Genomic DNA, 14278 nt, shown 5'->3' with positions numbered 1-14278 from the left:
GGCGGCCACCAGCTCGGCGGCCACGGTGATCGCCCAGTTGTACCAGTAGTTCCAGCCGATGGCGAAGCCGAAGGAGGCGCTGACGAAGCGGGTGGAGTACTCCTCGAACGCCCCGGAGACCGGCAGGTAGGTGGCCATCTCGCCCAGCGACTGCATCAGCAGGAACACCATGAACCCGATCACGACGTAGGCCAGCAGCGCCCCGCCGGGCCCGGCCGTGGCGATGGTGTTGCCCGAGGCCACGAACAGCCCGGTGCCGATGGCCCCGCCCAACGCGATCATGGTCAGGTGACGCGGCTTGAGACTGCGGCGCAGCTTCGCCTGGGACTGCAGCTGCGCCTGGGTCGCAGGCGCGCTCTGCTCGGCCCGGGGGCGTGCGGTGGTGCTCACGCGGAATCTTCTCCTCTGGTGCGGTGGACGGATCACGGCAGGAGGAGGTTCGGTGGCGCCGTCCCCCCGAACGGTCCTGGCCGATTATGGGGGCAGGAGTTGCAGAGGGGAAATCGGCGTGGAGCCGGGCCGGAGGGCGTCCCCGTACGATGGACGGGTGGAATCGCAGACCGGACCGGGGCAGCAGGGCGCACGCCACCGGTCCCGCTGGGCGGCCGTTGTGGCCCTTCTCACCGGTTCCGCCCTCCTCCTGCTGGCCGCGACGCTCGGCGCCCGCTGGGCGTGGCACCCCGTGCCGACGGCCGAGGACGAGGTCTCCTGCGCCCCCTACGGACTGGACGGCGTGAGCGTCGCGCCCCGCGGCGAGCGGGGGCCGCTGAGCGACGGGCCGGTGCTCTCCGGAGGCGTGCGGCTGCAGGAGGGACCGGCCGACCGGATGAACGCGACCTTCGAGCACGAGGGGGTGACCAGCAGCTACCACGTCTTCGCCGACGGCGTGGACTGGAGCCGGCCGGTCGGGGTGGTGTTCCGCCTCCACGGCGACGGCGCCTACGAGTTCCACAACCCCCAGCACAAGGTCTCCTGCCTCGCGGAGGTGGCCCGCAGCCACAACGCGGTGCTCGTGGCCCCCCGCACCCCTGACCGGCAGGACGAGCCCACGTGGTGGGAGGACCTCGACGGCAACGCCGAGTGGTTCCTGGCCCTGGCCGAGCAGGAGATCTTCCCGGCCTACGACATCGACCGCTCCCGCACCTGGCTGCACGGCTACTCCGGCGGGGCGGAGTTCATCAGCTACGAGCTGCTGGCCGACCGGGTGGACTTCCTGCAGGGCGGCGGTGCGGTGCTGACCGGCGGCGGGGGAGCCCCGGCCACCGGGTCCGCCCGGCCCACGGAAGACCAGCTCGAGCACCTCCTGCTGCACTGGGACGTGGGCCTCGACGACGACGGCTCCGACCCGAAGGCCCCGTTCGACGCGCTCTCGGCGGCGGCCGCCGGCCACGCCCGCTACGAGGACGCCGGGTACCGGCGGACCAGCGTGCGCTACCGGGAGGGCGTCGACCACTTCGAGCTGCCCGAGGCGCGGGTGCTCGGCGAGGTCCTCGCCGCGGCCGAGGACTGAGCATCGCGTCCGGCCGGGCACGTGATCCATCTCTCCCGAAATCCGGTCCCGGCCTGCAACGACGCGGCCCAGCACGGGTGCGGCCGGCCGCAGGCGGGGCGTAGGGCTCGCGTGAGCTTGCATTAGCATATGAGCGCCCGTACGGTGCCGTAGAGAAGAAATATGTCGGCGGGGACCGACTCAGGGGGGAAGGCCGGTGCGGGGGCATCGAGCCGAGACAACGACTCTTTCGCGGTGCGCCGACCCGGTGCCCCGCTCCCGGAGCGCCTTCCACGCCGGTCACACCGGCTCCTGCGTGTTCCTGCGCCCCGCCGACACCGCCGCTGCCAGATGCGCAGCGGCGTGAACGTCGATGGGGGACATCAATGACAGTGCGCTCGACCATGCGCAGCGGCTCGACCCGCTCGGGCGGCGGCCGGCACCTGCTGGAGGACCGGAATCCGGACCACGACCTGCAGGAGGAAACCGAGCTGCTCGACCCGGCCCTGCACACGCAGTCGCTGCCGCAGGTCCCGGGCCGCGCCGTCTTCCCGGTCGCGTCCGCCCCGGCGCCCCGCACCCTGGTGGACGTCGTCATGGACACCGTCTCCCGGCACCCCGACGCCACGGCGGTCGACGACGGGACCACGGTGCTCAGCTACGCCGAGTTCCTCGAGCGCGTCGAGGCCCAGGCCCAGCGCCTGTGGGACCTCGACATCGGGCGCGGGGACCGGGTGGGCATCCGCGTGCCCTCCGGGTCCGTGGACCTCTACGTCGCGATCCTCGGCACGATCTTCGCCGGGGCCGCCTACGTGCCGGTGGACTTCGACGACCCGGACGAGCGCGCGGCCACGGTGTGGGAGGAGGCCTCGGTGTGCGCCGTCTACGGCGCCGGCCTGGCCCTGGAGACCCGCACGGGTGTCCGCCCCGGGGCGGACTGCCGCGAGCCCGGCACCGGCGACGACGCCTGGATCATCTTCACCTCCGGCTCCACCGGCAAGCCCAAGGGCGTGGCGATCAACCACCGCTCCGCCGCCGCCCTCGTGGACGCCGAGGCCGAGCTGTACCTGCCCCGGCGCCCGCTGCGCCCGGGCGACCGGGTCATGGCAGGGCTCTCCGTGGCCTTCGACGCCTCGTGCGAGGAGATGTGGCTGGCCTGGCGCTCCGGCGCCGCCCTGGTCCCGGCCCCGCGCGCGGTCGTGCGCTCGGGCACCGACCTGGGCCCCTGGCTGGTCGAGCGCGGGATCACCGCCGTCTCCACGGTGCCCACCCTGGCGTCCATGTGGCCTGCCGAGGCGCTGAGCCGGATCCGCCTGCTGATCTTCGGCGGCGAGGCCTGCCCCAACGAGCTGGCCGCCCGCCTGGTCCACCCCGGCCGCGAGGTCTGGAACACCTACGGGCCCACCGAGGCCACCGTCATCGCCACCGGGGCCGTGCTCACCGGTGAGCCTCCCGTGCGCATCGGCCTGCCGCTGCCCGGGTGGGAGCTGGCCGTCGTCGACGCCGCCGGCAACCCCGTGCGCTGGGGCGAGGAGGGCGAGCTGATCATCGGCGGCGTGGGACTGGGCCGCTACCTGGACCCCGCCAAGGACGCCGAGAAGTTCGCGCCGATGGACACCCTGGGCTGGGAGCGTGCCTACCGCTCCGGTGACGTGGTGCGCGCCGACCCCGAGGGCATCGTCTTCGTGGGCCGCGCCGACGACCAGGTCAAGATCTCCGGCCGCCGCGTGGAGATGGGCGAGATCGACGAGCAGATGAGCCGCCTGCCCGGTGTGCAGGCCGGCGCCGCGGCGGTGCACACCACCCCCGCCGGCAACCAGATCCTCGTCGGCTACCTGGTGGCCGACGCCCCCGGCTCGGTGAACCTGCAGGAGGCCCGCAGCCTGCTCGCCGACCGCCTCCCGGGCCAGATGGTGCCCGCGCTGGCGCTGATGGACGAGCTGCCGATGAAGACCTCCGGCAAGGTGGACCGCAAGGCCCTGCCCTGGCCGCTGCCGGCCGCCGGCGCGGACGCCGCGAGTGCGCAGGTCGACGCCGAGCTCGAGTGGCTCGCCGCCCTGTGGGCCGATCAGCTGGGCCCGCTGCCCATCGACGAGGACAGCGACTTCTTCGCCCTCGGCGGCACGTCCGTGGCCGTGGCCAAGCTGGTCTCCGAAATCCGCCGGAGCTACCCGGACGCAGAGATCGCCGAGATCTACCGCCACCCCACCCTCGCCGGCATGCACGAGTACCTGGCCGGGCTCGCCCCGGTCGACGTCGCGGCCCAGGACGCCGCGCGCACCCGGCAGGTGGCCGACACCCCGCGCTGGAACGGGCTCGTGCAGGTCCCCTTCCTCGCGGGCCTCTACGCCGTCTCGGGGATGCGCTACGTGCTGGGCTCCGCCATCGTGGTGTGGCTGCTGTTCAACCTGCTCGGCGCCACCTGGGTGCCGAACCCGCCGCTGCTGCCGCTCGTGGTCGGCTGGCTGCTGCTCTTCGCCCTGCCCGGCCGCCTGGTGCTCACCGCGCTGTTCATCCGGCTGCTGACCTTCCGGCTGCGCCCCGGCGCCCACGCCCGCGGCTCCTGGACCCACCTGCGGGTCTGGATGGCCGAGCGGGTGCTGATCTTCAACAAGTTCGAGCCCCTCATGGGCACCCCCGTGATGGTGCTGTTCTTCCGCCTGCTCGGCAACCGGGTGGGCCGCGGCGCCCACCTCGACACCCTGCCGCCGGTCAGCGGGCTCGCCGCGATCGGCGACGGCGCGGCGGTGGAGCACGAGGTCGACCTCTCCGGCTACTGGCTCGAGGGCGACGTTTTCCACCTCGACGGCGTCACCGTGGGTGCGCACGCCCGGGTCGGCACCCGCACGCTGCTCAGCCCCGGCGCGGTCGTCGAGGACGGCGCGGAGGTCGACCCCGGCTCCCACGTCACCGGCACCGTCCCCGCCGGGCGGCTGCAGGGCGGCTCCCCGCTCGAGGACCTCGGCCCCGCCGGCGCGAGCTGGCCCGAGCCGGCCCCCGGGCACGCCCACGGGATCGGCACCGGGCTGCTCTACGCCCTGGGGCTCGGCACGGTCGGGTTCCTGCCCGTGCTCGCCGTGGTCCCCGGCGCCCTGATCGTCTTCCCGCAGGTGCAGGGCATCGAGCTCTACGAGCGGGTCTTCCCCGTCCTGGCGCTGTGGGTGCCGGTCTTCGCCGTGCTCACGGCCCTCGTCTACCTCGCGCTGCTCGTGGCCGTGGTGCGCCTGGTCGCCGGGCTCATCACGCCCGGTCACCACCGCGCCGACGGGACCGCGGCCTGGGCTGTGTGGCTGACCGGGGTGCTGCTGCAGAAGAGTCTCGTGTCGACCTACCCGGTCTACGCCTCGATCGCCACGCCGTTCTTCCTGCGCCTGCTGGGCGCCCGCGTGGGGAACCAGGTGGAGATCTCCACCGTGGAGACCCTGCCGCACCTGACCACCTTCGAGTCCGGCTCCTTCATGGCCGACCACTCCCTGGTCAGCTCCGCGCGCACCGGCTTCGGCTGGGTGCACGTGGGCCACTCCACCGTGGGGCAGCGCTCCTTCGTGGGCAACTCCGGGATCGTGGGCCCCGGGCGCGACGTCCCGGCGGACTCCCTGATCGCCGTGCTGTCCTCCGCCCCGGAGCACGCCGAGGCCGGCACCTCCTGGCTCGGCCGGATGCCCGCGCCGATCAGCCGGGTCAGCGACGCCGCCGACGAGGACGTCACCTACCGGCCGCGCCGGCGCCTGCTCGTGGCCCGCACGCTCGTGGAGTCCCTGCGGGCCGTGCCGTTCATGGTCACCGCGTGGATCGACCTGGCCATCGTCTACGTCCTCAGCACCGTCTACATGCGCGCCGGGGGCGGGCTCGACGGCATCGTCTCGGCCCTGCTGTGGGCCACGCCCGTGGTGCTCGCCGCCGGCGTGCTGGCCGCACTGGTGCCCGTGATGGTCAAGTGGGCGCTCATGGGCCGCTTCCGCGAGGGCGAGCGCCCGCTGTTCAGCTCCTTCGTGTGGCGCAACGAGCTCGCCGACACCTTCGCCGAGTCGCTGGCGGTGCCCGGGCTGATCCGCCTGGCCGTGGGCTCCCCGGTGTTCAACGTCTGGGCGCGGCTGATGGGCGCGCGGATCGAGCGCGGCGTGTGGTGCGAGACCTGGTGGCTGCCGGAGTTCGACCTGGTCCACCTCGGCCGCGGCGTGTCCGTGAACCGCGGCACCGTGCTCCAGACGCACCTGTTCCACGACCGCATCATGCGGCTGCAGCCGGTGTCCATGGAGGCCGGGTCCACGCTGGGCCCGAACAGCTTCATCCTCCCGGGCAGCACCGTGGAGGCCGGGGCGACCGTGGGCCCCGGCTCCCTGGTGATGGCCCAGGAGACCGTGCCCGCCGGCAGCAGCTGGGGCGGGAACCCGATCCGGCCGCTGCACGTCCCGGCCGGCGAGCTCGTGGGCAGCGGGGGGTCGAACCGGTGAGCGCCGTCGACCCCACCGCCACCCGGGGCGGGGGCACCGCGGTGCTCAACGTCCCCGGCCCCGCCGAGCGGCGCACCAGGCGCCGGCTGATCGGCGTGGATGCCGCCCGCGGCTTCGCGCTGCTGGGCATGGTCGCCGTGCACACCCTGCCGGTGTGGAACGAGGAGGCCGGGCGGGCCTCGCTGAGCTGGTCCCTGTTCGCCGGGCACTCGGCGGCGCTGTTCGCCACCCTGGCCGGTGTGAGCCTGGCCTTCCTCTCCGGCGGGCGCACCCCGCACACGGGCCGGCGGCTGACCGGGGACCGGGCCGGGCTCGTGGGCCGGGCGGCGGTCATCGCCCTCGTCGGGTTCCTCGTGGGCTTCGTGGCCCCGCCGGTGAACAACATCCTCATCTACTACGGGATGTTCTTCCTGCTCGCGATCCCGTTCCTGGGCCTGCGGATCCGCCACCTGCTGGCGGCCTCGGTGCTGTTCGCCGTGCTCTCCCCGTTCCTCATGCAGTGGTCCCTGGACGTGCTGCCCGCCCACGTCTACGGCAACCCCACGCTGTGGAACCTGGTCACCGAGCCGGTCACCGTCCTCTCCCAGCTGCTGCTCACCGGAACCTATCCGGCCCTGCCGTACATGAGCTACCTGCTCGCCGGCCTGGCCCTGGGCCGGATGAACCTCACCAGCCGGCGGGTGCAGCTGTGGCTCGTGGGCGTGGGCGCGGCGACCGCCCTGCTCGCCTGGACGGTGTCCACGGCGGCGCTGCTGGTCTTCGGGGTCTACGAGCGGATCTGGTCCGCCACCCCGTGGATGTCCGAGGAGCAGATCGACTCGATCCTGGTCTTCGGTCCCGAGCCGTCCCTGCCGACCACCACCCTGTGGTGGCTGACCGTGCCGGCCCCGCACAGCAACACGCCCGCGGCGCTGTTCGTCAGCCTGGGCATGGCGGTCTTCGCCCTGGGCGCCTTCATGCTGCTGGCCCGGCTGATCGGCAAGGCCCTCACGCCGCTGGCGGCCGCCGGGTCCATGACCTTCACGCTCTACACGCTGCACCTGCTGTTCCTGGCCACGGGGGTCTACGACCTCGCGCCCGGCTTCTGGTTCTGGATGCAGCTGGTGGTCTTCGGACTGCTGGCCGTGGCCTGGCAGCGGGCGGTGGGCCAGGGCCCCCTCGAGAAGCTCGTGGCCCGCGTCTCCAAGGCCATCACCCGCCGGGTGGCGGCGAGCCCCCCGGCGGACGGGAGCCGCTGACGCCACCCCTCCCCGCGATGGCCGAGTCCCCCGTCCGGTGCCGTCTCCCCACCCACCAGCGTGGGGAAACGGCACCGGACGGGGGACTCGGCGCATGCCGGGGAGCGCGCCCGCAGCTCACAGGGCGGGGGGCGCGCTGTGAGCGGAAGTGCACCGGGGTGTTACCCCGGCCGTCGGGGGGCGAAACACGGGATTCCTACGGTGGGGGCATCGCACGCCCCCGCCCTGCCAGGAGGTCCCCGTGAGTTCAGAGCTGCACCCCGATCCGTCCACCACAGCGGCACGGTCGTCCGCGCCGGTGCCGCCGCTGGCCCTGCGCGAGCGGCCCGGCCGCTGGCTGGACGGCTACCGCCCCGAGGACCCCGCGTTCTGGGAGAGCGCCGGCCGCCCGATCGCCCGCACCAACCTCGCGTGGTCGATCCTCGCGGAGTTCCTCGGCTTCGCCGTCTGGCAGCTGTGGGCCATCACGGTCGTGTTCCTGCCGGGCGCGGGCTTCCCCTTCAGCGACTCGCAGATCTTCTGGCTGATCTCCATCCCCTCGCTGGTGGGGGCCACGCTGCGGATCCCGTACACCTTCATGGTCGGCCGGTTCGGCGGGCGGAACTGGACCGTCGTCTCGGCCCTGCTGCTGCTCGTGCCCACCGCGGGCCTGGCGCTGGCGGTCGGCAACCCGGCCACCCCGTTCTGGGTGATGCTGCTGCTGGCGGCCACGGCCGGCTTCGGCGGCGGCAACTTCGCGTCCTCGATGGCCAACATCACCTTCTTCTACCCGGTGCGGGAGAAGGGCTGGGCGCTGGGGCTCAACGCGGCCGGCGGCAACCTCGGCACGGCCGTGGCGCAGCTGGTCGTCCCGATCGCCGTCTCGCTCGTCGCCCTCGGGGCCACCGGACTCTCGGTCGCCGGGTGGTTGTGGGTGCCCTTCATCCTCTTCGCCGCGTGGGGTGCACGGCGGTACATGCACAACCTCTCCCACGCCAAGGGTGACGTCGCCGGGTCCCTGGCCACGGTGCGGGAGCCGCACTTCTGGGTGATGTCCTTCCTCTACGTGGGCACCTTCGGGTCCTTCATCGGCTTCTCCAGCGTGTTCCCCAAGCTCATCGCGGACACCTTCCCCGGCTTCTCCTCCTTCACCGTGGGCGCGGCGGCGCTGTCCCTGGCGTTCCTCGGGCCGCTGGTGGGGTCCGTGTCCCGGCCCTACGGCGGCAGGCTCGCGGATCGCTTCGGCGGGGCTCCGGTGACGGTGGCCGTGTTCGCGGTCATGGCGCTGCTCGCCCTGGCCGTGGTGCTGACCCTGCCGCGGGCCGACTTCTGGCTGTTCCTGGGCCTGTTCCTGCTGCTGTTCACCGCGGCCGGCATGGGCAACGGCTCCACCTACCGGATGATCCCCTCGATCTACCGGGTGCTGGGGCTGCGGCAGCAGCAGGACCTCGCGGTCTCCACCGAGCGCAAAGCCTCGGCGGCCCTGGGGCTGATCGGGGCGGTCGGCGCGTACGGCGGGTTCCTGATCCCGCAGGCGCTGAACCTCTCGAACACCACCACTGGGGCCTACAGCGCCGCGTTCTACGGTTTCGTCGCCTTCTACGTGGTCGCCCTGGCGGTGACCTGGGCCTGCTACCTGCGCCCGGGCACGGAGATGGGCGACAGCCACATCTGAGCCGGCACCCCGCCCCCGTCCGGAAGGAGCCACCCGCATGAGCACAACGGCCACCCACTGTCCCTACTGCGCACTGCAGTGCGCCATGACCCTCGACCCGGACTCGGCGGCCGCCGCGGCGCAGGGCTTCCCGGAGGTGCGGGCCCGGCAGTTCCCGGTCAACGGGGGCGGGATGTGCCGGAAGGGCTGGACGTCGGCGGAGCTGCTGGCCCACCCCTCGCGGCTCACCGCGCCGCTGCTGCGCGGACCGGACGGGGTGTTCCAGGAGGTCTCCTGGGACACGGCGCTGGACCGGATGGCCGGGGAGTTCCGCACCGCCCAGCACCGGTACGGCCGGGACGGGGTCGGGATCTTCGGCGGCGGCGGGCTGACCAACGAGAAGGCCTACCAGCTGGGGAAGTTCGCGCGGGTGGCCCTGCGGACCTCGCGGATCGACTACAACGGCCGGTTCTGCATGTCCTCCGCCGCCGCGGCGGCCAACCGCTCGCTGGGGGCGGACCGCGGCCTGCCGTTCCCGGTGACCGACCTCGACGACGCCCACACCGTGCTGCTGCTGGGCAGCAACCCCGCCGAGACCATGCCGCCGTTCGTCCAGCACCTGCAGCACGCCCGGGAGCACGGCGGACTGATCGTGGTGGACCCCCGCCGCTCCGCCACGGCCCGGATGACCGACGACGACGGCGGGATCCACCTGCAGCCCACCCCCGGCTCCGACCTGGTGCTGCTGCTGGGCCTCGCCCACGTGGTCCTGCACGAGGGCCTGGCCGACCTGGAGTACCTCGAGCGGCGCACCACCGGCGTCGAGGCCTTCCGCACGAGCGTCAGCGCGTGGTGGCCCGAACAGGTCGAGCAGGTCACCGGTGTCCCGGCCGAGCGGCTCCGCCGCGCCGCCCGCCGGCTGGCCCGCGAGCGGCGGGGCACCTACGTGCTCACCGGGCGCGGCGTGGAGCAGCACGTGGACGGCACGGACACCGCGACCGCGGCGATCAACCTGGCCCTGCTGCTCGGGCTGCCGGGTGCTCCCGGCTCCGGCTGGGGAACGCTCACCGGCCAGGGCAACGGCCAGGGCGGGCGCGAGCACGGGCAGAAGGCCGACCAGCTGCCCGGCTACCGCTCGATCACGGACCCCGCCGCCAGGGCGCACGTGGCCGGGGTGTGGGGCGTCGACCCGGAGGAGCTGCCCGGCGCGGGGATCCCCGCGGTGGAGCTGCTGACCGCCCTCGGCACCGAGGGCGGCGTGCGCTGCCTGTGGGTCAACGGCTCCAACGTGGTGGTCGGCGCCCCGGACACCGCAGCCGTGACCCGGGGGCTGCAGGCCCTGGACTTCCTGGTGGTCTGCGACCTCTTTCTCTCCGAGACCGCCGAGTACGCCGACCTCGTCCTGCCGGTCCCGCAGTGGGCCGAGGAGGAGGGCACCATGACCAATCTCGAGGGCCGGGTGCTGCGCCGCCGCCGGGCGGTGGACCCGCCGCCCGGGGCCCGGGACGAGCTGTGGATCATGGCCGAGCTCGCCCGGCGGCTGGAGGCGCCGGGCATCTTCAGCCCCGACCCGCAGGAGGTCTTCGCGGAGCTGGCCCGGGCGTCGGCCGGCGGGACGGCCGACTACTCCGGCATCGGCTGGGCCGCCCTGGACGCCGGGGAGGCCTGCTACTGGCCGTATCCGGCCGGGAGCTCCACCGGCACGCCCCGGGTCTTCCTCGACCGCTTCGGCCACCCCGACGGCCGGGCCCGGCTCGTCCCGGTCCGGGCCCGCGCCGCCGGCCGGGCGGTGGACCCGAGCCCGCGGGCACACCGCCGGGAACCGCTGCACGGGCCCGGCACGCTGACCCTGACCACCGGCCGGTACCTGGAGCACTACCAGTCCGGCAACCAGACCCGCCGCGTGGCCTCCCTGCACGGGGCGCGCCCCGAGTCCCGGCTGCAGATCCACCCCGCCACCGCGGCCGCCCTCGGCATCCGGGACGGCGCGGCGGTCGAGCTGACCAGCGCCCGCGGCCGCGCCGTGGCCCTGGCCCGGCTGAGCACCGACATCCGCCCCGACACCGTGTTCCTGCCCTTCCACTACGCCGGGGACCGGACCGCCAACCGGCTCGTGTCCTCGGACGCCGTGGACCCGGTCTCGTCCATGCCCGAGTTCAAGGCCGGCGCGGTCACCGTCCGGGCGATCGACCCCGAGGAGAGGACCCGATGAGCGCCCACCGTCCCGCCCGTCCCGTCCGTCCCGTCCGTTCCACCGGCACCCCGATGCGCCCCGGCGAGCACGTGGTCGTGGTCGGCTTCGGCCCCGTGGCCGCCCGGTTCGTCGACGACGTCGCCGACCTCGCCGCCGCGGGCACCATCCGCCTGACCGTGATCGGAGGGGAGACCGAGCCCGCCTACAACCGGGTGCTCGTGGGCGAGCACGCGATGGGCCGGGCCGAGCTCGCCACGATGCGTCTGGCCGACCCGGAGTCCCTGGCGCGGTCCGGGATCGACGTCCTGCTCGGCACGGAGGTGACCCGGATCGACCGCGCCCGCCGGCTGCTGCACGTCACCGACCGGGCCACCGGCGGCTCCGAGCGGCTCGGCTACGACCGCCTCGTCCTGGCCACCGGCGCCCGCCCCAATCTGCCGGTGCTGCGCGGGCTCAACCCCGATCCGCAGGCCTACGAGCACCTGCCCGCCGGAGTGACGGCGCTGCGGGACCTGCGCGACGCCCGGGCGGTGCGCGCCGTCGTCGAGCGCCGCGGTCGCGTGGTGGTGCTGGGCGGGGGCGTGCTCGGGCTCGAGGCCGCGCTCGCGGCGGGCGAGGCGGGCTGCCCGGTGACGGTCGTCCACCACGCCCCGTGGGTGATGACCCGGTCCCTGGACACCGCCGGCGGGGCGCTGCTGGGAAGGGCGCTCGCCGAGGCCGGGGTGGAGGTGTTCTCCGGGGCCCAGGCGCGCGAGGTGCTCCTGGACGAGGACCGGCGCTTCCGCGGGCTGCTCCTGCAGGACGGCCGGGAGGTGCCCGGCGAGCTGCTGCTGCTCTCGGTCGGGGTCACGCCCCGCACCGAGCTCGCCGAGGGCGCCGGGCTACGCACCGCCCGCGGCGTCGTGGTCGACCACGAGCTGGAGGCCGACGTCGAGCAGCGCGTCTTCGCGATCGGGGACTGCGCCGAGGTGCTCTGCCCGGACCCGTCCTGCCAGGTCTGCCCCGGCCGGGCCGGCCGGGGCCCCGCCGGGCTCGTGGGCCCCGGGTGGCGCCAGGCGGAGTGGCTGGCCGCCCGCGTGCGCGCCGAGCTGGAGGCCGTGGCCGAGGGCGGGACCACCGTGCTCGCGCCCCTGACCGAGGGCCCCGCCGGGGCGGTGCGGCTCAAGGCGCACCAGGTGGAGCTCGCCTGCGCCGGAGCGGTCGGCGGACCGCCGTGGGAGCCGCGCCCGGACGGCGGGTCCGTGGTGCAGTGGGCCGACGGGTCGGCCGGCACCTACGCCCAGCTCGTCCTGCGCCCGGACCGGACCCTCGCCGGCTACGTCGTGCTCGGCCTGCCCCGGGCCGCGGCGGAGATCGGCCTGCTGCACGAGCGCGGCGAGGCCGTGCCCGAGGACCCCAGCGTCCTGCTGCGCCTGGACGGCCCCGACGCCGGGGCCGGCGAGCGGCCGGCGACCCCCGAGTCCACGGTCTGCCACTGCGCCGGTGTGAGCATGGGCCGCATCACCCACGCCGTGGGGGAGGGCGCCGCCACGGTCGAGGAGGTCGGCCGCGCCACCCGGGCCGCCACCGGCTGCGGCGGCTGCAAGGCCGCGGTCGCCCGGATCATCGACGCCCACACCCCCGCCCCGGCCTGACCCCACCGCGGACCCTCGGCGGCCCGAGCCCCATCCACTCCGCCGAGCCCCCACCCCCTCTGCCGGTACTCGACCCCTCGGGCGAGTCCCCAACCTCTCTCTCGAGTCCCCGTCGCCGAGCCTCCAAACCCTCTGTCAAGCCCCACCCACTCCGCCGAGTCCCCACCCACTCCGCCGAGTCCCCACCCACTCCGCCGAGTCCCCAACCCCTCGGTCGAGTCCCCAACCCCTCGGTCGAGTCCCCAACCCCTCCCTCACGCTTTCGTCGCCGAGTCCCCACCTCCTCCATCGAGCCCCCAATCAGTGCGCGTTTCCCCATGACATCTCGTGGGGAAACACGCACTGATTGGGGGCTCGGCGCTGACGTGGGGGCTCGGCACTGACGTGGGGGCTCGGCGCCAACAGTGGGGAACCGGGGCGGGCGTGGGGGAGCGGCGGGGGCGGGTCAGGGAGACAGCCGGTAGCCGCGCTTGATGACCGTCTCCACGACCGGGGCGGGCAGGGCCTTGCGCAGCCGCGAGATCACCATCTCCAGGGCGTGCTCGGTGTCCAGGCCCGGCACCGCGCAGAGCAGCTGCGCCCGGGACACCACCGCGCCGGGGCTGGCCGCCAGCGCCCGCAGCACCGCCACCTGCGCGTCGGAGAGCGGGACGAACACGCCGTCCAGCGCGGCGCCGGTGCTCATCAGCCGCAAGGTCCCGTACCGGGTGGGCAGCACCACGGTGCGCTCCTCCGCGGCGTGGGTGCACACGGCCCGGACCAGGGCGCCCAGCCGGAACCGCTCGGGCACCAGTGGCTCCACCCCGGCCTCCAGCAGGGGCCCGGCGCACACCGGACCGACCGCGGCGGCCGTGACGTCGGTGCGCAGGGCCGCCACGAGCTCGTCGTAGCGCCCGGTCTCCTGGGCGGTGCTGAACAGCGAGTCCACCGCCGGGGCGGCCGTGAAGGTCAGGACGTCGAGGCGGCGCTCGCACACGTCCCGGATGAGGGCGGGCAGGCGTTCGCCGTCGTCGGCGGAGAGCCAGCGGTAGGGGGCCACGGTGTCCACGTGGGCGCCTGCGGCCACGAGACGCTCGAGCTGCAGCTCGTCGGTCAGGCCGTGCAGCTGGACGGCCACGCGGGTCCCGCGCACGCCGTCGGCCAGGAGCCGGTCCACCACGGAGGAGGTCCGCTCGTCGGCGGAGACCTCGGGGTCGTCGAGCTCGAGGGACAGCACCTGGCCGCGGGCCTTCGCGCCGCGGGTGAGCACGCGGGCGGCCCGGAACGTGTCGCGCAGCTCCTCGCCCAGGCCGGCGGCGTCGGCGGCCTCGAACCACCGGCGGAGCCCGTAGGCCGTGGTCACCACGAGGACCTCCGGGCGGTGGGCCAGCAGCGTGCGGGTGTCCTCGATGACCCGGGTGTCCTCGGCCACGGGGGAGATCATCAGGGCGGGCGCGTGCACCACCTGGGCGCCGCGGCGCTCCAGGGCCGAGATGAAGTCCGTGGCGCGGCGGTGGGCGGTCACGCCCACGCGGAACCCGGTCAGCTCGCCGAGCGCGGGGGCGGAGGGGGCAGCGGTCATGGCCCGAGGATATGGCTGCCCTGTGACCGCCGTGTTTCCGCGTGTTTCCGTCGGCGCACCGCCGCCCGGCCGGCT

At 74.5% G+C, this 14278-nt stretch carries 8 protein-coding genes; 6 read left to right on the top strand and 2 right to left on the bottom strand.

Annotated features, from left to right (window positions below; translation table 11 throughout):
* A partial coding sequence (locus GMA12_RS11320; protein WP_442354867.1) for an amino acid permease occupies positions 1–390 on the bottom strand: 390 nt, incomplete at its 3' end.
* Positions 391–547: 157 nt separating this feature from the next.
* Here GMA12_RS11320 and GMA12_RS11315 point away from each other — a divergent pair.
* The 6 genes from GMA12_RS11315 (at position 548) to GMA12_RS11290 (ending at position 12642) form a co-directional block, all read left to right on the top strand.
* Positions 548–1510 (top strand): alpha/beta hydrolase family protein, encoded by a 963-nt coding sequence (locus GMA12_RS11315; protein ID WP_206064677.1) that lies wholly within the window; start codon positions 548–550, stop codon positions 1508–1510.
* Positions 1511–1875: 365 nt separating this feature from the next.
* Positions 1876–5943 carry a Pls/PosA family non-ribosomal peptide synthetase gene (locus tag GMA12_RS11310; protein WP_240898778.1) on the top strand — a complete coding sequence of 1356 codons (4068 nt, stop codon included), beginning with the start codon at positions 1876–1878 and terminating at the stop codon, positions 5941–5943.
* Positions 5940–7181, top strand: a complete 1242-nt coding sequence (locus GMA12_RS11305; protein WP_162459756.1) for a heparan-alpha-glucosaminide N-acetyltransferase domain-containing protein — start codon at positions 5940–5942, stop codon at positions 7179–7181. The genes GMA12_RS11310 and GMA12_RS11305 overlap by 4 nt, the downstream gene beginning before the upstream one ends.
* A 241-nt stretch (positions 7182–7422) precedes the next feature.
* Positions 7423–8835: an MFS transporter gene (locus GMA12_RS11300; protein WP_162459755.1), complete on the top strand. Its 1413-nt coding sequence runs from the start codon at positions 7423–7425 to the stop codon at positions 8833–8835.
* 37 nt (positions 8836–8872) lie between these two features.
* Complete coding sequence (locus tag GMA12_RS11295; RefSeq protein WP_156269591.1) at positions 8873–11026, top strand: molybdopterin oxidoreductase family protein; 2154 nt, start codon at positions 8873–8875, stop codon at positions 11024–11026.
* Positions 11023–12642, top strand: coding sequence for an FAD-dependent oxidoreductase (locus GMA12_RS11290; protein WP_306438962.1), 1620 nt, complete (start codon positions 11023–11025; stop codon positions 12640–12642). Before GMA12_RS11295 ends, GMA12_RS11290 begins: the two co-directional genes overlap by 4 nt.
* 445 nt (positions 12643–13087) lie before the next feature.
* Here GMA12_RS11290 and GMA12_RS11285 read toward each other — a convergent pair whose 3' ends face one another.
* Complete coding sequence (locus GMA12_RS11285; protein WP_156269590.1) at positions 13088–14203, bottom strand: uroporphyrinogen-III synthase; 1116 nt, start codon at positions 14201–14203, stop codon at positions 13088–13090.
* Positions 14204–14278: the final 75 nt, after the last annotated feature.

The organism is Kocuria sediminis (assembly GCF_009735315.1).
GTDB lineage: Bacteria > Actinomycetota > Actinomycetes > Actinomycetales > Micrococcaceae > Kocuria > Kocuria turfanensis.
Note: the sequence above shows the minus strand (reverse complement) of the source record. Positions and strands in the feature narration are given on the sequence as shown.

Bases quoted from the DNA above. Each gene is read 5' to 3' on its own strand.
- GMA12_RS11310 (WP_240898778.1), top strand. From the start codon at position 1,876: ATGACAGTGCGCTCGACCATGCGCAGCGGCTCGACCCGCTCGGGCGGC.
- GMA12_RS11295 (WP_156269591.1), top strand. From the start codon at position 8,873: ATGAGCACAACGGCCACCCACTGTCCCTACTGCGCACTGCAGTGCGCC.
- GMA12_RS11290 (WP_306438962.1), top strand. From the start codon at position 11,023: ATGAGCGCCCACCGTCCCGCCCGTCCCGTCCGTCCCGTCCGTTCCACC.
- GMA12_RS11285 (WP_156269590.1), bottom strand. From the start codon at position 14,203: ATGACCGCTGCCCCCTCCGCCCCCGCGCTCGGCGAGCTGACCGGGTTC.